Annotated in this window: 19 protein-coding genes and 1 pseudogene; 19 read left to right on the forward strand and 1 reads right to left on the reverse strand. The window is 38.3% G+C overall.

Annotation, left to right across the window (positions count from 1 at the left end; translation table 11 throughout):
- The first annotated feature begins 12 nt into the window (after positions 1-12).
- From G634_RS0105955 to G634_RS21125, 17 genes and pseudogenes are all read left to right on the forward strand, one after another.
- The gene (locus tag G634_RS0105955; RefSeq protein ID WP_026504522.1) at positions 13-549 is read left to right on the forward strand and encodes a DUF402 domain-containing protein; all 537 of its coding nucleotides are present in this window, start codon (positions 13-15) and stop codon (positions 547-549) included.
- Between the two features lie 113 nt (positions 550-662).
- A complete protein-coding gene (locus G634_RS20185; protein ID WP_026504523.1) occupies positions 663-1,568 on the forward strand; it encodes an Abi family protein in 906 nt (301 codons plus the stop codon).
- 329 nt (positions 1,569-1,897) lie between these two features.
- Positions 1,898-2,962 (forward strand): DUF3795 domain-containing protein, encoded by a 1,065-nt coding sequence (locus G634_RS21805; RefSeq protein WP_081676516.1) that lies wholly within the window; start codon positions 1,898-1,900, stop codon positions 2,960-2,962.
- Positions 2,963-3,220: 258 nt separating this feature from the next.
- On the forward strand, positions 3,221-3,667 hold the full coding sequence (locus G634_RS0105970; protein WP_022772980.1) for a GNAT family N-acetyltransferase: 447 nt from the start codon (positions 3,221-3,223) through the stop codon (positions 3,665-3,667).
- Positions 3,668-3,752: 85 nt separating this feature from the next.
- Positions 3,753-4,196, forward strand: a complete 444-nt coding sequence (locus tag G634_RS0105975; RefSeq protein ID WP_026504524.1) for a GNAT family N-acetyltransferase — start codon at positions 3,753-3,755, stop codon at positions 4,194-4,196.
- A gap of 490 nt (positions 4,197-4,686) precedes the next feature.
- Positions 4,687-5,079 (forward strand): annotated as a pseudogene (locus tag G634_RS21530) (alpha-galactosidase).
- 9 nt (positions 5,080-5,088) lie between these two features.
- Positions 5,089-5,895, forward strand: coding sequence for a Cof-type HAD-IIB family hydrolase (locus tag G634_RS0105985; RefSeq protein ID WP_026504526.1), 807 nt, complete (start codon positions 5,089-5,091; stop codon positions 5,893-5,895).
- Between the two features lie 503 nt (positions 5,896-6,398).
- Positions 6,399-7,430: a Gfo/Idh/MocA family oxidoreductase gene (locus G634_RS0105990; protein WP_330364777.1), complete on the forward strand. Its 1,032-nt coding sequence runs from the start codon at positions 6,399-6,401 to the stop codon at positions 7,428-7,430.
- Between the two features lie 187 nt (positions 7,431-7,617).
- Entirely contained in the window at positions 7,618-8,301 is a 684-nt protein-coding gene (locus tag G634_RS18205; RefSeq protein WP_035799129.1) for a right-handed parallel beta-helix repeat-containing protein, read from the forward strand.
- A gap of 200 nt (positions 8,302-8,501) precedes the next feature.
- Positions 8,502-9,764 carry an RNA-binding domain-containing protein gene (locus G634_RS0106000; protein ID WP_026504528.1) on the forward strand — a complete coding sequence of 421 codons (1,263 nt, stop codon included), beginning with the start codon at positions 8,502-8,504 and terminating at the stop codon, positions 9,762-9,764.
- Between the two features lie 178 nt (positions 9,765-9,942).
- Positions 9,943-11,325: an MATE family efflux transporter gene (locus tag G634_RS18210; protein WP_051233712.1), complete on the forward strand. Its 1,383-nt coding sequence runs from the start codon at positions 9,943-9,945 to the stop codon at positions 11,323-11,325.
- Between the two features lie 139 nt (positions 11,326-11,464).
- Entirely contained in the window at positions 11,465-11,947 is a 483-nt protein-coding gene (locus tag G634_RS0106010; RefSeq protein ID WP_035799131.1) for an NUDIX hydrolase, read from the forward strand.
- Positions 11,948-12,090: 143 nt separating this feature from the next.
- Positions 12,091-12,552 carry an MFS transporter gene (locus tag G634_RS0106015; protein WP_081676517.1) on the forward strand — a complete coding sequence of 154 codons (462 nt, stop codon included), beginning with the start codon at positions 12,091-12,093 and terminating at the stop codon, positions 12,550-12,552.
- Entirely contained in the window at positions 12,553-13,479 is a 927-nt protein-coding gene (locus G634_RS0106020) for an MFS transporter (RefSeq protein WP_026504531.1), read from the forward strand. It abuts the gene before it with no gap.
- Positions 13,480-13,505: 26 nt separating this feature from the next.
- Positions 13,506-14,618 carry a helix-turn-helix domain-containing protein gene (locus G634_RS20190; protein ID WP_051233713.1) on the forward strand — a complete coding sequence of 371 codons (1,113 nt, stop codon included), beginning with the start codon at positions 13,506-13,508 and terminating at the stop codon, positions 14,616-14,618.
- Between the two features lie 79 nt (positions 14,619-14,697).
- Entirely contained in the window at positions 14,698-15,360 is a 663-nt protein-coding gene (locus G634_RS18220) for a methylated-DNA--[protein]-cysteine S-methyltransferase (RefSeq protein WP_051233714.1), read from the forward strand.
- A gap of 155 nt (positions 15,361-15,515) precedes the next feature.
- A complete protein-coding gene (locus G634_RS21125; protein ID WP_155830517.1) occupies positions 15,516-15,701 on the forward strand; it encodes a hypothetical protein in 186 nt (61 codons plus the stop codon).
- Between the two features lie 157 nt (positions 15,702-15,858).
- Here G634_RS21125 and G634_RS0106045 read toward each other — a convergent pair whose 3' ends face one another.
- Positions 15,859-18,708: a glycosyl hydrolase 115 family protein gene (locus G634_RS0106045; protein WP_051233715.1), complete on the reverse strand. Its 2,850-nt coding sequence runs from the start codon at positions 18,706-18,708 to the stop codon at positions 15,859-15,861.
- A gap of 301 nt (positions 18,709-19,009) precedes the next feature.
- Here G634_RS0106045 and G634_RS0106050 point away from each other — a divergent pair, with 301 nt between their 5' ends.
- Both G634_RS0106050 and G634_RS0106055 read left to right on the forward strand, forming a co-directional pair.
- A complete protein-coding gene (locus G634_RS0106050) occupies positions 19,010-19,972 on the forward strand; it encodes an AraC family transcriptional regulator (RefSeq protein WP_026504533.1) in 963 nt (320 codons plus the stop codon).
- A gap of 58 nt (positions 19,973-20,030) precedes the next feature.
- Complete coding sequence (locus G634_RS0106055) at positions 20,031-20,519, forward strand: GNAT family N-acetyltransferase (protein ID WP_026504534.1); 489 nt, start codon at positions 20,031-20,033, stop codon at positions 20,517-20,519.
- The last annotated feature ends 95 nt before the right edge of the window (positions 20,520-20,614 follow it).

Below are 20,614 nucleotides of genomic sequence, written 5' to 3' on the forward strand. Positions count from 1 at the left end.
ATGAGGATGAAAATGAAAAAATGCAGACTGACATATGATGAGTGGAAGAGTATGAAAAAGAAGAGAAGATATGGCGTTGATGCGCATACTTCTGATTTCAACGGATACATTGGTTTATTGTCAATAGATGAGGTTTCAGAACCTCAAAAATGGAAATATCAAAATGACACTATTACTGTGCTTGATAATGGTTATAAGTGGCTTTCAATTATGCCCGATGATGATTATTATTGTATAACTGTCATGATGAATCAGAATTACAGGATAGTTGTAAGCTACATTGATATGATTGATACGCATGGGAGTGATGAAGATGGCGTTCCTTTCTTTTATGATTGCTACCTGGATTTGATTGTTTATCCTGATGGAAATATTATTGTTGATGACAGGGATGAACTTGACGAAGCTTTAAAGACTAATGATATTTCTGAAGAACAATATCAAAGAGCTCTGTCAACCGCAGAGAAACTACAGAATGGATTGTTATCTGATTATAAGAAATATGAAGTGTTTATAGCGAAAATGCTAAATATAACCGGTTCCAAATAGGTTGCAAAGAATTCAAATCGTGTTATACTATGATTAACAGAGTTGCCAGGTGCGAATAACACTTGGGACCAAGCCGAGCGTTGAGCTTGGCTTTTTTACTTTATGGAGATTGTATGGATTTAAAGAAACCTTATACATTAGATGAACAGATAAAAAAGCTAAAAGATCATGGAGTAGTAATATCTGATGATGCATTTGCAAGAAATGTACTTCGGAAAGTCAGCTATTATAGACTTTCGGGATATATGTTGCAATATAGGTTGTCAACTGATAGTCATGAGATGATTAATGGTATTCGTTTTGAAGATATTTACACGGTTTATTGTTTTGACGAAGAAATCAGATCATTGCTTAGACAGTACATTGAAAAAGCAGAATTCTTCTATAAAGATTTGATAGGAAATAAATTTGCAGAACTAAAATGTCAGACACCACCATATGATCAGCACTATGATGTGAAGAACTATTACGATAAAGTTGGAATTACAAAGACATTGCAGAATTTCACCAAAGAAAAGTCATATTATAAGGATAGTGCAATTGTTAAGCATCATTTCAATAAATATGCTGATAAGATGCCGGTATGGGTTATGTTGGAACTGATGACTTGTTCAAGTGTTTCTCTGTTCTATCATGCATTGTATTTATCGGATAAGAATGTGATAGCATCTGAGGTTGGCATAAGCACAGCAACACTTGAGAATCACCTACATGCCTTGTCTGTGCTCAGAAATAAATGTTCTCATGGTGTGCGTTTGTATAATTCTACGATGAATCCTCCGGTAAAGTTCAATAAAAGTTTTTTGAGGAATAACCCGGCAATAAGGAATGATTCGCTGTTTGCGTATATACTTATGCTTATTAAGAGGTTACCTTCTGATGATGAAAGAAAGCAATTTAGAGATAAGCTTAATCGTATAGTAAAGAAATATGAGAAGGATATAGATATTAACCTTATAGGATTTCCCAAAAGCTATAGGGAACTTATGTATATAAAGAATTTGAAGAATATTACTTAAAGTTGCCACCAGCCGCATACAGTAGCCCTGAGCTTTCTACCGTACGCAGCAGGTAAACAGCAACTCGTCCTAGAAATGCCACAAACACAGCACTTAGGACATTGAAAAAGTTCTCAAAGAGATAATCACTGCTTCGGCAGATTTCAAAAGACTCGGTACAATGTACCGGGTCTTTTTTGCGCCGAAAGTGGACCTGGGGGACGGGGTTAGTGGTTCACTTTTGTGCTAAAAGATTAAGGGTAAGGCTTGCTTATTTTAATATGACTTTATTAAAATGTAAGAAAGCACCATGGAATAATATTGGATTAACCGATGAGAGAAGATAGATTATGGACAAATTATGGTCAGAAAACAATAAAGAAATACAGAAATTGTTGACGAAGGAAGCAACCTTTAAAGATGCTATAAAGAAGCTTTTGGCTTTCCGCGAGGAAATGTTTGAGCAGATTACTCAGATTGTGAGTGGATACCCGGATGAGGCCTTTGCCAAAATGCCTTTTGCGGGTGCAGATGGATATCACAGTAAAACCCTTGCCTATTCTATCTGGCATATTTTCAGGATTGAAGATATAGTTGCCCATGAGATGATAGCAGGGGATAGTCAAATCCTTTTTACACATGACTTTCATAATCGCATTGGCGCACCTATTATTACTACGGGTAATGAACTTCAGTGGAACGAGATTGCAGAGTTTTCAGAAAAACTGAATATTAAAGAACTATATCTGTATGTAAAAGCTGTAAAGGAGTCTACGGATCAGATTCTTGGAGATCTGACATACAAGGATTTAAAGCAAAAATTCGGCGGCGATGTAAAGGAAAAACTTATCCGGAGTAAATGTGTCAGTGAGAATGAGAATGCCTTTTGGCTGATTGATTACTGGTGCGGAAAGGATATAAAAGGACTGATTCAGATGCCATTTAGCCGTCACTGGATCATGCATATCGAAGCCATGCGCCGCATCAAGAATAAACTTTGCAAGATAGCACGAAAGGGTGTTGATCCTGTTGCTTATTGTGGCTTTTCCTGTAATCACTGTTTCCTTTCAGAGTGGTGCGGATCCTGCAGAACGAAGTACAATGTCTGCTCTTTTGCTACCTGTGAGGAGGACAGAATATGTCCGAATGTGAAATGCTGTAAGGAAAAAGATTTGGACGGATGTTATGAGTGTGATGAGCTCGAAAATTGCAATAAAGGATTCTATATTTCATCAAATGACGGAGCAAATGCAGCAAAGGCTCAGGCATTATATATAAGGAAATACGGAAAGAAAGAGTTCTTAAAGGTTCATGACAGACTACATGAGAAGTATGACTTCCAAAAGACACAGGAAGTTTTGGGACAGGATTATAAGGAAGGACTGAGAATTCTGGAGGAAAGCTATATGGAATAAGGAACTGGGAGAGGGCTGGCTGACGGAGATTCAGTTGCCAATATAGCCTATTAAATGATGAATCCGGTGAAGCAAACCGGTTTGTCTAAAAACGCTACTTATGGTATCTTTATTATAGTGAACGTACTGGAGAAACTTGTGAAGCCTCTGGTCCGGAGGGTCCCTGCGGGGGCCTTTCGTTATTTTTAGGAGATATTATGGACAAAATCATTTAAGACATACAATGAGTTGCTGGATTAAAAAAGAAGGAGACTGGACATGAATATAAGGCAAGCTAAGCCATCGGATGCTTCTAGAATTGCAGAAATGATTGTTACAAATTATAGAAAGAATTTCTTTCCGATATTTAAAAATGAGCAATTTTATTTTGGGGAGTTAAATGTTGTTGATGTAGCTAAAGAGTACATTGATAACAAGAAAATACTGCAGGATACGTATGTATATGATGATGGTGCTGTTAAAGGAGTTATTCGATTAAATCATGATGAAATAGTAAAGCTTTATGTTGAACCCCAGTTTCAAGGGGAGAAGATTGGCAGTAAATTACTAAACTTTGCGATCTTAGACAAAGGAGCAAAATGGCTGTGGGTTTTAGAACAAAATGAGCGAGGCATTAAGTTTTATAAGAAGAATGGATTTGATTTTACTGGCGATACAATGATAGAGGACGAATGGATCCCATTAAAGAAAATGTCGATTGAATGAAAACTATGTATTTGTAGGGTAATGCGATATGAAGATTCCTAATGGCATTAGGAAAATGATTGAGATTTAAGGCGGATACAGAAACGTGATAAGAAAAGCAGAACCAATAGATATATCTAGAATTGCCGAAATCCTGGTGTTTACAAAAAGAATGAAGTACAGAGCAATATTTCACAATGATGATTACTCTTTTAACGAATTGCAGGTAGTAAAGGTCACCAATGAATTCAAGGATCCTGAACTTCTCAATAAAGTTTGGGTATATGATGATGGTATAGTTAAGGGGATGATGCATCTGGAGGGAAAAGAAATTTCGGAATTATATGTAGATTACTTCTTTTGGAAACAGGGCATAGGAGCCAAATTGATAGAGTTCGCAAAAGAAAAATATGATAGCAGATTCCTATGGACGCTGGAGAAGAACAAAGAAGCTATTCATTTTTACGAGACACATGGTTTTTATCTCAACGGGAAAAGACAATTAGAAGAAGGCACACCTGAATATATCGTGATGCTAGAGCGAGACTGAAACTAGGATTATTTTTGAAAGAAATAATAAAGTTGCCACCAGTCGCATACAGTAGCCCTGAGCTTTCTTGCGTACGCAGCAGGTAAACAGCAACTCGCCTTACAAATGCCCAAAACAAGGCACTTAAGGCAATGAAAAAGTTCTCAAAGAGATAATCGTTTCACAACGTATTACGTCTTTGGGCAATCAAATACGACTTATTACACCTCAGGACAACTGTCTTGGGGTGTTTTTGTTATGCCCTCATGTTGTTAAGTAGTTGGCTAGTAAAGCGCAATAATGATATGTAAAGAAGGAGATTACAGGATTTGAGCTAACTGAATTCATTATAAAAAGCACAGGAACGTCATATGATGCTATGGTTTCAGACATAACTCGTGATAAGCTGACGTTTGAAGCGTTCAAAAAAAGATATCTTGATGTACTGTCTGGTAATCACGATTTTGAAGAAGATCTTATTAGCTTTAGATTAATGCAAGAAGACGGACAAATGACAAACGCAGGTGTTGTGTTTGCTGATCATGTAGAGAGCCTTGGCATGAAATTTGGCCTGTGGTTTGAACCGGAGATGGTCAATGAGGATTCTGATCTTTACAGGGCACATCCCGACTGGGCACTCACTGATCCCGGCAGAAAGCCGGTGATGGCAAGAGATCATTTGGTGCTTGATATGTCAAGGTCTGAGGTTATATAATATTTGTATGAGAGTATTTCAGCGGTGCTTAGGAGAACTAAGATATCCTATATCAAGTGGGACTTCAACAGATCACTGTCAAATGTCTTTTCCAGAGGGCTCTCCGCAGACAGGCAGGGAGAAGTTGCCCACAGGTTTGTTCTCGGTTCATACCCGGCGATACAACTTTATTTTAGAAAGAAATGTTAAGAGACATCAATGGATTTTAAAATAGTTTTTTCAGATATAGACGGAACAATTCTAAACAGTGAACATAGAATGCTTAAGGGCACACTTGATGCAATATTTGCCCTAAAGAAAGCCAATATCCCTTTCGTCATTGCGACAGCAAGAGGGCCATCCGGAGTACGGCCGATTTTTAAAAGATACGGGTTTACCTGCCCGATGATCTGTTATAGTGGGGCGCTTATCATTGATGAAAACGATAAGATAATGCACTCGGAGGGATTTGATGCCGATGACGCGAGGGATATTATTTCTTATATAGAGGCGGAGAAGATTGACTGTACATGGAATATCTATTCAGAAGAATTGTGGATTGTAAATGACAGGAATGACCGACTGGTCCGCGCAGAAGAGGAAATCGTTGAGGTCTGTGCAACAGAGGGCGGCATAGAGCTTCTTCCAAAAGATGCAATCATAGGAAAGCTCCTTTGCATATGTGAGCCTGAAGCAATATGTGGTATAGAAAATGAATTGAAAAAGAGATTTCCAAAGCTGTCGATAGTTAAATCCTCAGATGTTCTTCTTGAAATCATGGGAAAGGGAATTACAAAGGCCGCCGGAGTCAGGCGAGTATGCTCGTATATGAACATTCCGCCGGAGAAAGCGGTTGCTTTTGGTGATCATTTTAATGATGCAGAAATGCTACGATCTGTAGGATTTCCTTTTCTGATGGGAAATGCTCCGGAGGAATTGAAGAAGGAATTCTCGTGTGTGATCGGAAGTAATGATGACGAGAGCATTTCAGAAGCCTTTAGGAGTATTGGCCTATTATTGGAGTGAGGGAGATGACAGTGTGGATAGAGCTCATATGTCATAACTTTCCATTTCATTTTTCTCACAGATATATTTAATGAGTAGAAAGTAAAATCAGAGTATTATTTTTGATCGCGGTTATTAAAGTTGCCACCAGCCGCATACAGTAGCCCTGAGCTTCCTTGCGTACGCAGCAGGTAAACAGCAACTCAACTTGAAAATGCCGAAGGCACGGCACTTTCGAAGTAGTAATAGTTCTCAAAGAGATAATCATCTGCTATTGCAGATTTCAAAAGACTCGGTACATTTGTACCGGGTTTTTTGTGTGCCGAAAGCCTTTAAAACATTCTAATCTTAATAGGAATAATCTAAGACCTGAGAGATGAATAGCTGATATGCAGTAGGCAGTGGCGTGAAAACGCCCTTATTTTATGCACATAATATTGGACAGGATGGTAGATATAGGTATAATTATAAACAGTTGCTACAAAGAAATAATTTAAGTATTTCTGAATAGATTAATTTATATAATAACTGATTATAATACAGATGAACTACGGGAAAGGAGATTCGAGAAAAATATGAGCAAAGAGATAAAATGGGCTGTACTGGGAACAGGTGTAATTGCAAATGAAATGGCTGCAGGTCTTCAGAAAATGGGTAAATCTCTTTATGCAGTAGGAAATCGAACCTATGATAAAGCGGTTGCTTTTGCAGAAAAGTATGGTATCGAAAAAGTCTATCCGTCAATCGATGAAATGTTTGCCGATGAAGATGTGGATATTATCTACATAACGACTCCTCATAATACCCATTATGGTTTTATGAAAAAAGCTTTGGAAAATGGTAAACACATCCTGGTTGAAAAATCTATCACTTTGAATTCTTCAGAACTATGCGAAATGATCAGCCTGGCAAATGAAAGAGGCCTTATACTTGCAGAAGCAATGACAATCTGGCACATGCCGATATACAAGGAACTGTGGAAGATTATAGAAAATGGAGAGCTTGGAAAAGTTCAGATGATAACGGTGAACTTTGGAAGCTTCAAAGATTATGATATGAAGAACAGGTTTTTTAATCGAAAATTGGCTGGTGGAGCAATGCTTGATATTGGAGTATATGCCCTAAGCATTGTCCGTAGCTTCATGGAAGAAAAACCCGAAAAACTGATGAGCCAGTGGAAGAGTGCACCGACCGGAGTTGATGAGCAGGCGACTATTCTATTACAAAATGATAAGAATCAGATGGCAACTGTAGCTCTTACCATGCACTCAAAGCAACCTAAACGAGTAATGATAAGTTGTGAAAAGGGCTATATAGAGATAATGGAGTTTCCACGTGCTGATAAAGCGATTATTACAGAAGCCTTAACCGGCGAAAAAAGGGAAATATCAGCAGGGAATACGGCAGATGCTTTGTACTATGAGCTTACAGATATGGAAACAGCAATTAATAGCGGAGATGCTTCTGTTATGAAACTACAGTATTCGATTGATGTAATGGATATTATGACAAGGCTTAGAAATGAATGGGGATTGAAATATCCTGAGGAAGAGTAAATCAGAAGATAATCTTACAAAAGACAGACAAATATTTAATTACCAGAGATAGCATCTGTAGCACAAAGAAATGATGTGATTAAGGATTTGGCAAAACAGAAAATTAATCAAGAGACCATAGCTGCTATGTTAGACATTTCTCAATCAACGGTGTCCAATGTTCTTAGAAAGAAATGATTAATTAGAGGTGTCAACGGTCAGTGAATTTATAGATGGATTATGCTCGAACAACAAACTTGTTTTAAATAAAGGTTTTTATGATATTTTGGAATTTAGTTCTGACAATAAAAACGTAAAAAAAGAAGAGGTATTTGATGGAAATGAATTAGTTTTGTCAAATTTGTCAAATATTACAATTGTGGGGGATAATTACACACTTTTAGTAAGCCCTAGATATGCAAATGTAATGAATTTTTGTGGATGTAGCAATATTAAACTTATAGGATTAACAATAGGGCATACTCCACATAAAGGTAGTTGTACAGGAGCGGTTTTACGGTTTAGTGATTGTAATAATATACAGGTGGATTCGTTGGAACTGTTCGGTTGCGGTACGTATGGTATCGAATTAGAAAATTGTTCAAATGTGAGAGTTAATGGAACAAGAATATATGAATGTACGTATGGGGCATTAAATATTTTGCATTCAAGCTTAGAGTTTACTAATAGTATGATATATGATTGCAATAAGACAGCTGGATGTTTAATTGAAGCAATTAAGCGCATCATTAGTTCTTGTGGGAAGATAGAAGAAATGATTTTCGAAGATGGAAATATGACGATTGTGGCAAATCTAGAATCGTATGATAGTTATATGAAAGTTAATTCGTTAATAGAATCTTACGGTAATATGGATATAATTTGTGGATAGGTTATTTTAAATTATAGACTGTTGGCGATTAAGACGATTGTATTATTTTTAGTAACTAGGGGAACCTGAAGTACATAATATGTAAAGAATAAATGAAGTGTGTAATGCATTGAAATGAACGCAAAAACGAACGCAAAAAAATACGTTTGTTTTTGCGTTCGTTTTTTGTTAGAATATATTCATAAGGAGAGAGAAGGCAGATGAAAGAAAATAAAAACCTTGAATTTAAAAGTGATCTTACAAATTCGTTTTTAAAAACGGTAAGTGCCTTTGCAAATTATGATGGAGGCAAGATTATTTTTGGAGTTGATGATAATGGCGAAAATATTGGAATTGAAGATCCTAAAAACTTTTGCTTGGATGTTGAAAATAAAATAAATGATAACATAAAGCCTTTACCGGATTATACGCTGGAAGTAAATGAAAGAACAAAAGTTGTTACTTTATCGGTGAAAGGTGGTAATTATAAACCATATTTTTACAAGTCAAAGGCATATAAACGAAGTGATACAGCTACGATAGAGGCGGATGGATTTGAACTTAAAAGGCTGATACTTGAAGGTGAAAACTTGTCTTATGAAGAATTGAGTGCGCAAAATCAAGAGTTATCATTCAATGAATTGGAGAAAAGCCTTCGAAATCAACTTGGAATTACGTCTTTTTCTAAAGATATATTAACTTCATTGGGACTATATGATAAGGAAAAAGGATACAATAAAGCCGCAGAGTTATTGTCAGATTCAAATAGTTATCCAGGTATAGATGCAATTAGATTTGGCTCTAACATCAGTATAATTTTGGATAGAATGACTTTTGAAAACAGCTCTATTTTGGAACAATATGATGGAGCTGTAAATCTGTTTTGCAAGTATTATCAGTATGAAGAAATCATTGGTAGTAAAAGAGAAAACAAGGAATTAATTCCTGAAAAAGCTTTCCGTGAAGCAATAGCAAATGCACTTGTGCACAGAACTTGGGATGTACCTGCAAGTATTAATGTTTCAATGTTTGAAAAGTGCATAGAGATTACTTCACCAGGAGGCTTACCGAAAGGAATTACTATAGATGAGTATTTGGCGGGAGGACTTTCTATTCCAAGGAATCCAATTATATGTTCTATATTTTTGAGATTGAAACTGATTGAAAGATTTGGAACGGGAATTCGTAGAATAAATGAAGCCTATAAGGATTCTGAAACTAAACCCCAATATTTTGTCACAGATTCTATGATAAAAATTTCCTTGCCCTTGATAGAATCACAAGTTGACATTAGTGATAATGAGAGATTGGTTTTAAATATTCTGAAGAAATATGGCAATATGAACCTGACAAGCACTGAGATAGCAGAATATGCAAATGCAGGAAAAACTAAAGTTGTAGCTACATTAAATAAGCTCGTTGAGTCCGGCCAGGTTACAAAAAATGGTAATGGGCGAGGAACGACTTATACTGTGTCAAAATAAATATTTAAGGAGAAATGATATTAGTTTGGAAATACAATGTATTTGATATGAGTGTATGAAAGCACTGATAAATATATAGATGCATTTTATGATGGCGCAAAAAGAATTAGATGACATATTTTCAGTATATGTAAGGGAAAATGAGTTGAGATAGTATTGAGGTAGAGGGGACAGACGTATGAATGAAGATCGGGATCTGACTAAGGGGAAACCATTATCACTGATTTTAAGTTTTGCTTTTTCGTTGATAGTTGGTAATGTTTTTCAGCAGCTCTACATTATTGTAGACAGCATCATTATAGGTCAAAAAGTTGGCGCAAAAGGGCTCTCAGCCATAGGCGGAACTGATTGGTATATATTTCTGGTGAATGGATTTGTCATAGGCTTAATCCAGGGATTTTCAGTTTTATTGGGTAATAAGTATGGGGAAAAAGACGAAGCTGCTTTTTCTCAGTACTATAAAAAGGCTAAGGCAATCTGTTTCGGTCTAACCATATCTCTTGTGGCGCTTCTGCTTGGCACTTCCGGATTTGTACTAAGAGTGCTTGATACAAAAGATGAGGTGTTCTCTTTTGCTAAAACCTACGTTGATGTCATATTTGCAGGGCTTCCTTTTCTTATTTTTTATCAGCTTTTTGCTGCGGTTTTAAGAAGTAGAGGAAACAGCAAAACTCATCTTATGGCGATGACTGTTTCTTCACTGTGCAACATTGTTTTGGACATATTGTTTGTAAGCGCCCTGAATATGGGGGTAGGAGGAGCGGCTCTTAGTACAATCCTTTCGGAATGCCTAGTTATGCTTATCTGTGGTTATAACGTATATAAAAACAGGCAGGGCATTGCTGATGCGACTTCCGCAAAGAGCTCCGGATTAAAGAGTGGATTTACCGTGGTAAAAGAGCTGATGACAATTGGCCTTCCAATGGCGCTTCAGAGTGTGATCACTGCAATAGGGGGACTTATCGTCATCAATAGGATCAACCAGTATGAGCTCTCTTTTCTCACCGGATATACCATAGCAGGAAAAATATATGCACTTCTTGAGATTGCAGCATCTTCTTATGGATTAGCTGTAGTTGCATATGTGTCGCAGAATATGGGGGCAAAAGATTATGAACGTGTACGCAGCGGAGTAAAAGTAAGCGTACTGCTTGGTATTATAACGGCTCTTTTATGTTCTGTGGTGATGATCATTTTTGGGCAGCCTTTGATGAAACTATTCATAGATACAGGGACTGCAAACGCCAAGGTATTTTCATATGGATACAATTATCTGCAGGTACTGGCTGCATTTTTCCCGCTTCTCTACATTTTGTATATTGTCAGATCAACCTTGCAGGGTATGGGAAACAGCATAATTCCTATGCTTTCAAGCTTTGCGCAGCTGATAATGAGGGTGGCCTGCGCGATTTTCTTAACTCGTATCATAGGATATTATGGTATCTATTTTGGGGAAATCTGTGCCTGGGCACTTGCTAATTGTATTTTGATAATTACATATTTTGTATCTTTGCGGAGCTTGACGATCAATAAGTTGGCCACTGACGGTGTAATAAATTGATTCAGCATTAAGATTACTTTAAGATGCGCGTAATATTGGGATAAAAACCATCGAATATCAGCATGATTGGTTTTTACGAGCTTATTTGCACACAGTCGATAATGATTGTGTGCAAATATACGGGAGGAGATGGACTAATATGAATATAGATATGACAGTGCCATGTGACAATGGACTTATAAATATAAGAGTAGGAGCAATCATTCTGAAGAATGGCAAATTTCTCATGGTCGGAAATAATATCAGACCAGAGTATTTGTATTCCGTAGGCGGCAGAATCAAATTCGGAGAAACTGCGGAAGAGGCAGTAATTCGTGAGGTATATGAAGAGACGGGTGTCCGTATGGAAGTGGACAGGCTTGGATTCATAAATGAAAACTATTTTTATGGGGACGCAGAGTCTAATCTCGGAAAGTTAATATATGAGATATCTTTCTTCTTTTACATGAATGTGCCCGAGGACTTTGAGCCGAAGTGCAACAGTTTCACAGAGGATGATCATGAAGAGTTTCTTAAATGGATTGATCCCGATGATCCGATTAAATTTTATCCAGAGTTTTTCAGAAAAGAATTACTGCATCCTGTAAATGAAGTTAAACATTTTTTGACAGATGAGCGGTAAAGCATGATTATTACAAAACAGACAGATTAAGAGGAATAACAAAGTTGCATAAGTGTAAAACTTTCCATAACGGAAAGTTTTTATTTTATAACTAGTACAACCAGTGTATTATACTTAGTGTAAGTTCCATATAGAATGAAGTCATGAAAACAAGTAAGGAGGCTTCAGATATGGAACAGAACAGGAAAATGTATGGGGAAATCATTAAGGAACGTGAATATAGAAAGCTGATTTTTGCTACGGTGATAAACCGATTTGGTGATTCTGTAGATGCAATCGCTTTTACATGGCTGGTTTATCAGATTACACACAGTGCAGCATGGTCAGCAATAGTTTTTGCACTTAATACACTTCCAAACGTGGTGGTTCAGCCCTTTGCCGGAGCTATTGTTGAGAAGATGGACAAGAAGCATGTGATTGTAGCAACACATCTTCTTAGGGCAGTCATTATTACATTGTTTGCACTTCTATATAGAGCAGGCCTGGTGAATGCACTGGTTATGGCAATCTTTACTTTGGTCATCACAACAGTGGAATCCTTTAATCTTCCTGCAACTACAGCATTTACAATCCAGGTGGTCAAGAAAGAGCATATGACCTGCTGAATGAGCCTTAATTCAATGCTTTCAAGAGCAGCATCACTGGCAGGTACAGGTGCTGCCGGTGTGATCATTGCAACAGCAGGCGCTTTAACAGCAATGATGATCGATGTGGCTACTTTTGCAGTGGCAGCAGTATTTATTGGTGCAATGAAGGCCGGCAGAGCTGCAATTAACGATGAAACACAGGATGATACTACCCAGCTTAAAGCACATGAGGTAGCATCCTTAACTGGAAAAACAGAGAACAAAAAAGAGCAGAGCAAACTTGAATTCTTTTTAGACGGCTTTAGATATGTGGCAAATTCACGAGTTATCTGCAATTATGGCTTACTTGCAGTTGCCCTTAATTTTATGCTCATTCCAATAAATGCACTTCAGGCACCAATTGCAAGCGAGATATTCAAGATGGGCGGAGAAATCCTTAGTATTGCAGGTGCATTTGCTGCAATCGGAGGTATTGCCGGATCCGCATTTGTACCGGTTCTTTCACAGAAGCTTTCACCACTTAAGATGATCATGCTTGGAACATCCCTTCTCGGAGCAGGAATGCTTGGTATGGCTTGCGGCGGAGTTTTTGTTGGAAATAATATTGCTTGTTCTATGGACGTAGCAGCTTCATTTTTTATCATGATGGTGGCAGCTTCAATCATAGGCGGTACAATCAATATCCAGTTTATGAAAAATGCTGATCCAAAATATATTGCAAGAGCAGCCGCAGTAATGGGTGCTTGCGGAGAAGCATGTATGCCTGTGGGTTCACTTCTTTTAAGCGCAGTTGTAACTAAGGTCAGCATAGAAGCAATTCTTGTATTCTGCGTGATTTTTGCAATAGCTATTCTTGCAATCTTAGTCTTTGTAAAGCCACAGATGGAGATTGAGGAAGGCTCCCTTGGAATTAAAAACGAGAAAGTATCAGCAAATTTAGGATAATAATTCTTTCATTAAAGGAGTTTGCAATGCAGATAAAGCTTAATGAAAACATAAAGAAGTACCGAAAGAGCATGAATCTGACCCAGGAAGAATTGGCAGAAGCCTTTGGAGTTACTGTTGGAGCTGTATCAAAATGGGAAAGCGGCAGTAACGTGCCGGATATTCTAACTCTTATGCAGCTTGCAGACTTTTTTAGCATATCTGTCGACGTGCTTCTGGGATATAGCATGTCCTCCAAGAACGTCAAAGACATTTCTGACAGGTTGGATGCTCTTTTACATGAGGATAAATATGACGAGGCTATCGCTGAGGCAGAAAAAGCACTGGTTAGATATCCGGGTAACTTTAAGATTCTCACAAGCTGTGCGGACACATACCATATCGTTTCATCGATGAAAGATTTGAAGGATTATCGGGACAAAGCAATCGAACTTTATGAGTCGTCTCTTCGCTATATTTCACAGAGTGACAATCCGGAGCAGGAAACCTTTAGCATTAAATATCGCATAGCAACTATAAAAGGTCGTGATAACCCTGAGAAATCTCTTGAGGAGTTTAAAAAGATAAATTATCAGGGGATAGCAGACATCAATATAGCTAATATTTTAAGAATGACGGGCAAGCCGGAGAAAGCAATGGAGGTTTATACTAGAGTTCTGGTTTCAATTCTGGTAAAGACCTTGGAGTTTTCTACAGAGATGTTTATGGTGCTGGTTTCTATGGACAATACGAAGGCTTACAAGGAAGCTGGTGAGATTATGGATTGGTATATGACTATAGTAGATGCTACCAGCATTGATAGGAGCAAGAACAGCTATCTTTCCAAGATGAAGATCATGGGGCTTGTCTTTAAATCATTGGTTCTTTGTTGCCTCAAAAAGGATGATGAAATGAAAAACTGTATTGATACAGCCTTAGAAATAGCAAAGCAATACGACAAAAAACCTTCAAATGATTTTGCCGGAAAGATCAAATTCTGGCATGGAAGTAAGGATTATCACATTTCTCTATATGATAATTTTGGTGTTGGTGCCGTGGCCGGTATCGATAATCTTTTTAATATGGGACCTAAGGTGCTGCCTCCTAAGGTTATAAAAAAGATGGAAGCAGCGCTTGAATACTGGAATAGCGTAAGATAGACTGATCATGAAGAATTAAAAAAGAATTGACTCTTTCACCGGAGGTATCATATTGGAGTAGGGAGGGGAGTATAATCTGATGAAAACAAGAGAAGAAGCATTAAGCTATGGATTGTCTTTTCCTGACACCTACCAGGAGGCGCCATTTCATGACCTTAATTGGCAGCTTGTAAGGGTAAAAAAAACCAGGAAAGCTTTTCTGTGGACCTATGAAAAAGGCGGTTTTATCAATTTGAATCTGAAGGTGGATCCGCAGTGGCGAGACCTTTGGAGAAAAACATATACAGCTGTACTTCCTGCATATCATCAGAACAAAGAGCACTGGAATACTGTTGTTTTGGATGGATCGATTCCTGATGATGTCATAAAAAGAATGATTGCAGAGAGCTATGATCTTGTCACAGATTCCCCAACCAAAAGAATTTATGAAGCGGTAAAGAAAATTCCAAAAGGGAAAGTTGCCACATATGCTGATGTTGCACAGATGGCTGGAGATAGGAAAATGGCAAGAGCAGTTGGAAATGCTCTCCACAAAAATCCTGATCCGGGCACAATTCCCTGCCATCGCGTTGTCAATTCGAAGGGAGAACTTGCAGGTGAATATGCCTTTGGTGGAGCATGGAAGCAGGCGCAGATACTGGAAAGCGAAGGTGTTGAGATTGTTGGCAATAAGGTGAATCTTGAAAAATACCGCTTGGTGGACCTGGGGGACGGGGTTAGTGGTTCATTTTTGCGATTATGAGTGTGATGAGCTCGAAAATTGCAATAAAGGATTCTATATCCTATCAAATGACGGAGCAAGATTATTTCTACAACGTTGCAGAAGATGCTTGTTTTGATAAAACTGTTTTGTAGGTATATTACGACGTAAAATCAAACGAGGAAAAGAGGGTATTTTTGAAGATATTGGAGGACAGTATGTCTGAAAGACCTACACTAACGTTTGGATTAAAGAGACAAGATTTTTTTGCAGATAACAAAGGTGCTTCGCTGGATGATGCTATAAGATGCTGGAAGTATAAGAAAAGCCTCAAAGGCCAAAACAAATATGAGAGATCTAATCTTAAAGTGTTGGAACAGTAAATTGGAATATAATGTAATAACTAATTCAAGGGAGCCATTGTGCTCCCTTTTCTTATTTTTCTGGCGGCGATTCAGCCGTAAAAATCCCCAGAGGCATTTAGAGGCAAAAAAAGGCAAAATTATTTATTTTTCGCTTGACTATGATATCTTTTGCGCATTATTCTTTCTGCATATAACTTTCAACAGGCCCCAAATAAGATTCCGGAAGTTTTATTCCGCTTCGTACAAGTAAAATCCTTTCCAATACTATTCCGGGGCTTATGGCATAAAACCTGAGCTTATTAACTCCTGCCGTGCATAAAATCTTATCTTCAACTGTTTTCACATTTTCCTTTGCTTCTTTCTCCCACTGAGGACTGAGAAAAAAGGGAATCTCAGGCTGTCTGACGGTATTTAACACCCGAATGTCGCCCTCGTTTACAGAATATCCCATAAACTGCTCATTCTTGAATGTAACCGGTGTAGTAGGCGCAAGAATAAAACTTAAATCATACTCGCCCGTTTCCTGTATCTGAAAATGATATTCAACATAAGGTCTGTTCTCCGTTTTCAAAAGATCCGAAGTCGTCGGAAATACCTTTACCGCGCTACCGCTTCGGCCGTATGGTTTTAAGACTTTAAACTCAGCCCCTTCCGTCTTAATATTCTGCGCAAAGTGTTCAGATTCCATGCATACATAACCGTCACTTTCCACAAAACACTTTTTTTCATACCGGATAACAGGTGACGCCTCTACAGTTACCATCGCCTTTCCACAACCGGTGCACTCTACAGTGAACCTGCCTGTTGATTTCTTTTTCAAAAGATCCTTGTCGGCAGTAAGCTTAATTCTTTCCCTTACCTTTACCGTACCTGCTGTTTTGCTGAAGCCGATCCAATTACAATCAGTCTCTATTTTGAATTCATATGGAAATTCACTTCCGTTTATGAGATCAAACTCGATCGTATTAACATCCGGCCGAAGCATATCTCTCCATGTTTGAGGTCTGTCGCACCATTCAAGACCTGTCATGTAATGCTCGTCATCCTTCCTCGACACGAGCATTCTCGGCCTGTTTGCCCCGCGTACCAGATGCCTTAGAGGATATTTATTGTCCTCATCGTTCCAATTAACAAAACCAATATGCTCGGACTTGCCAAATCCTTTGTAATACCCGCCATCAACAGACTCATACTCCTCAATGAGCCTCTCATCCTCTATGAAGCATTCTTCAATTTCTTGTGCAAGCTCATTGGCTTCAATTCTGTTTTGATCTGCAAAAAGCTTATTTCTGCCTGCTAAAATCCACATTTTCATCAGATTCGCAGTGGCACAGGCAGGATAATACAAAAGCGAGATAAATGCCGAAAGGTCTTTATCTTCAATCTTTTTTCTAAGGCGTGATGCTTCACTTAATATTTCTTCAGAAATCTCCAAAACATTCTGTGCTTCTCCAAAATGCATAGGATGATAAACATCAGCATTCATTATCTCATGACGCCTTTTTTCAAGAAGCTCTGTATAATCCCAGCTTATCTTATTTGCGATCCTGCAATCGGATTGTAACATCATTCCTTTAAATTGTTTGTTAATCCAGTCGGACATGTAATCTTCCGTAATACGGCAATCGCTGCCTCCCCATTTGTCCATGTCATAGGCAAGATCCAGGAAAAAAGAAAGCCCGAGCTCCTGCGTTCCGACATCCCCGGCATTGACGACCCAAATCTCCCTGACCCCGTATTCATAGGCCTGAGTCATCTGCTCCCAGATCCTTGGAAGGTAAGCGCCGCCGATCCACTGATAAGAATAAGGTCCACCATGCATATCAAGATGATAATACATTCCATAGCCGCCTTTGTGCCCCCTCATCTTTTCATCCGGCAAAGTTCTGGTATAACCGCAGTTGTTATCGCTTAACATCAGAGTAACACCCTCAAGCTCCGGATCATCAATAAGCCCCCGGGTCTTGTCATTTCCATAAAAGAATTCCTCAACTTCCGTAAAAAGAACTATCTGTCTGGGAACCTTATCAATATCTTTGTTTATAACTTCCCTGATGAGATCATTCTGGGTTTTTAGTATATTTCTTAATAGCCGGATATTTTTATCAAGGCCGTCATTTTCATCCAGGAGCCTTGAATCTCTTTCTCCTCTCATTCCAAGAGTTATAACATTTTCAAAGGCTTTATTTCTATCAAGACCGTCGCGCCAAAATCTTGTTATGCCTTCCGTATTAGCCTCAAAATCCCAGGCATCGCCATAGACAGAATTCTCACCTCTGAGAAGACCATACTCCTCGCCGCTTCGCATACATGGTTCATGATGAGAGGTACTCATTACAACGCCATATTCATCAGCAAGCCGCGCACTCTCAAGCCCGGGTCCATCCATACTAAAATTTGAATTCCACATGGCAGGCCAGAGGTAATTTCCCTTTAATCTCAGGAGCAATTCAAAAATTTTCTCATAGCACTTTGCATTAATCCCGCCAAAATGCTCTGTTGCCCAGTTTCCAAAGGCAGGCCACTCATCATTTATAAAAAATCCCCTGTATTTTACAGACGGTTCCTTAGAAACAATATTGTAACCATCGGTTAAAACCACATTTTCCTTTTTTTGAGGGAAACAGTGATTCCAATTAACCAAAGGTGATACTCCTAAAAGCTCTGATAAATGAAACAAGCCGTAGATTGTGCCTCTTTTGTCACTGCCTGCTATTATAAGCGCTTGATCTGCGCCTTCAAAAGAATTATCGACCACCTTAAAAATATAGCTCTCCCATTTGCCTCTGATCTCGCTTAACCTGATAATTCCGCTTCTATCAAGTTCTTCTAAATAATCGCTCCTGTCAACTGTCCCATATATGATCAGATTTTTACATCCTGTGCCTTTAACATATCTGCCCGCTTTAAAACCGGTAACGAGGAATATGTCCTCTTTAACCAGCTCCGCAACCCTGTTGACTCCGAGAAAAGCTTTTTCTTCGCAGGTAAACATCAATTCTTTATCAAGATACAAATTTGCCATTTCCTGTCCTCCGGCTCTATATAAATATTTATAGATTTTTGTCACTACGTTCCAAAAACTACGCAAACTGGCCATTTAAAAAGGCTTCGCCTTGGACCAGTTTGCCGCTTGACTTTTGTTCTCACGAAACTCGCAGAAAATGCGGGTTTCTGTATGAACGTTCAAGAAGTCATACAACTCACATTAAATATATGATATGAGATTATATAATATGGGATTATATGATAAATACACATAAAAATGGATAAACTTTGCATTTTACGATATAATATCTGAAAAACGTTAGTTTTGGGGAGAATCCATGAAAAAGATGCTGAAAAAAGACCTTAACTGTCCGTATAGTCTTATTGACAGAGAGTATATCTGCGAGCACAAGACCGCCGGACTTAAACAAACAAATACCAAATATTTACACAATCATGATGGCTACGAGATCGTCCTTTTCCTGCGCGGAGAAGTTAATATCATGATAGAGCCTGAGATTTTCAAAATGAAACGAGGGGATATGTTCTTTATAAGCCCTCTTGTTTTCCACGGACTTGATCTTCAAGACAGCAGCGATTACGAGCGAATCGTCATCAATCTGCAATATGAATATCTTAAAAAACTTGGAGACGATGAAACTGATTTTTCAACACTTTTTCAAAGTGCCGCATCCCCTTATATGAACCACTTCATAATACCTGAAGATGCACTTTTGGACTTCATAGAAACAGCAGAACGCCTTCACGACTGTATGGATAGCACAGCCTTTGGTCATGTTGCTCTTGCAAAAGCTCTTATTATAGAATTAATGCTCAAGGCTAACGGCTATTCTTCCGCAGAGCGGCCACAGAATAAGAGCAGCCTGATACCACCTCTTGTTTCTAAAATATTTGACTATATTGAATCCAACATAAATGATGATCTTAAGATAAACAAGATGGCCCAGGATCTCCACTATAGCAGTGATCACTTAAGCCGGGTTTTTAGTGAAGTAACAGGCGATTCTCTGAAGCATTATATAAACGCAAAAAAATGGTTCTGGCGCAAAAACTATTACTTCAGAACTATTCTCCTTCTGACGTGTGTTTTATGCTTGGGTATAACAACTATTCCAGCTTTTCAAGGCGTTTTAGCAAGCAGATCGGAACATCACCCAAACAGTTCCAGCTATTGCACAGAACTTGACTCGCTACAATGTACCGGGTCTTTTTGTGTGCCGTTGAACAGGATGGTAGATATAGGTATAATTATAAACAGTTGCTACAAAGAAAAAATTTAAGTATTTCTGAATAGATTAACTTTCAGCATAATAGACTAAGGCACATCGGAGATTGAATATGGGCATTGAGATAAAGAAAATGGAATCTGATGAAGAGATTAAAGGGAAAGCTTATGTTCATTGGAAGTCATGGCAGGATGCATATAAAGGAATAGTGGATCAAAGCTATTTGGATTCAATGACTTTAGCAAAGTGTGAAGAAATTGCTTTCAAGTGGCCTGATAATCTTATAGTTGCAAAAGATGGCAATCAGGTAGTTGGATTTGTGGGTTATGGAAAATACCATGATGAAGAACTAACTGAGACTGGCGAGATTTTTGCAATTTATGTATTGGAAGAATACTGTGGTACCGGTGTTGGCAAGGCACTTATGCAAGCCGGTTTGGGTGAACTCGATTACCAAACGGTGGCAGTTTGGGTACTTAAGGATAATAAGCGTGCAATCAAGTTTTATGAAAAATGTGGCTTTTGTATTGATGGACGAGAAGAAGTAATAAATCTGGGTTCTCCGATTGTGGAAGTCAGAATGATACGAAAGACTGAATAAGACGCTTGGTATTTATGAAATGAATCTATCAAAGCTTTAGACAACTTCTAGTTTGTCGGGATGGTGAGTTATATTGGAAGATAATCTCACATAAG

This window comes from Butyrivibrio sp. NC3005, assembly GCF_000424545.1.
Taxonomy (GTDB): domain Bacteria; phylum Bacillota; class Clostridia; order Lachnospirales; family Lachnospiraceae; genus Butyrivibrio.

Excerpts from the sequence above, each read along its gene's own strand:
- G634_RS0105955 (WP_026504522.1), top strand. The coding sequence starts at position 13 with ATGAAAAAATGCAGACTGACATATGATGAGTGGAAGAGTATGAAAAAG.
- G634_RS20185 (WP_026504523.1), top strand. The coding sequence starts at position 663 with ATGGATTTAAAGAAACCTTATACATTAGATGAACAGATAAAAAAGCTA.
- G634_RS21805 (WP_081676516.1), top strand. The coding sequence starts at position 1,898 with ATGGACAAATTATGGTCAGAAAACAATAAAGAAATACAGAAATTGTTG.
- G634_RS0105970 (WP_022772980.1), top strand. The coding sequence starts at position 3,221 with ATGAATATAAGGCAAGCTAAGCCATCGGATGCTTCTAGAATTGCAGAA.
- G634_RS0105985 (WP_026504526.1), top strand. The coding sequence starts at position 5,089 with ATGGATTTTAAAATAGTTTTTTCAGATATAGACGGAACAATTCTAAAC.
- G634_RS0106000 (WP_026504528.1), top strand. The coding sequence starts at position 8,502 with ATGAAAGAAAATAAAAACCTTGAATTTAAAAGTGATCTTACAAATTCG.
- G634_RS18210 (WP_051233712.1), top strand. The coding sequence starts at position 9,943 with ATGAATGAAGATCGGGATCTGACTAAGGGGAAACCATTATCACTGATT.
- G634_RS0106010 (WP_035799131.1), top strand. The coding sequence starts at position 11,465 with ATGAATATAGATATGACAGTGCCATGTGACAATGGACTTATAAATATA.
- G634_RS0106015 (WP_081676517.1), top strand. The coding sequence starts at position 12,091 with ATGAAAACAAGTAAGGAGGCTTCAGATATGGAACAGAACAGGAAAATG.
- G634_RS0106020 (WP_026504531.1), top strand. The coding sequence starts at position 12,553 with ATGAGCCTTAATTCAATGCTTTCAAGAGCAGCATCACTGGCAGGTACA.
- G634_RS20190 (WP_051233713.1), top strand. The coding sequence starts at position 13,506 with ATGCAGATAAAGCTTAATGAAAACATAAAGAAGTACCGAAAGAGCATG.
- G634_RS18220 (WP_051233714.1), top strand. The coding sequence starts at position 14,698 with ATGAAAACAAGAGAAGAAGCATTAAGCTATGGATTGTCTTTTCCTGAC.
- G634_RS0106045 (WP_051233715.1), bottom strand. The coding sequence starts at position 18,708 with ATGGCAAATTTGTATCTTGATAAAGAATTGATGTTTACCTGCGAAGAA.
- G634_RS0106050 (WP_026504533.1), top strand. The coding sequence starts at position 19,010 with ATGAAAAAGATGCTGAAAAAAGACCTTAACTGTCCGTATAGTCTTATT.
- G634_RS0106055 (WP_026504534.1), top strand. The coding sequence starts at position 20,031 with ATGGGCATTGAGATAAAGAAAATGGAATCTGATGAAGAGATTAAAGGG.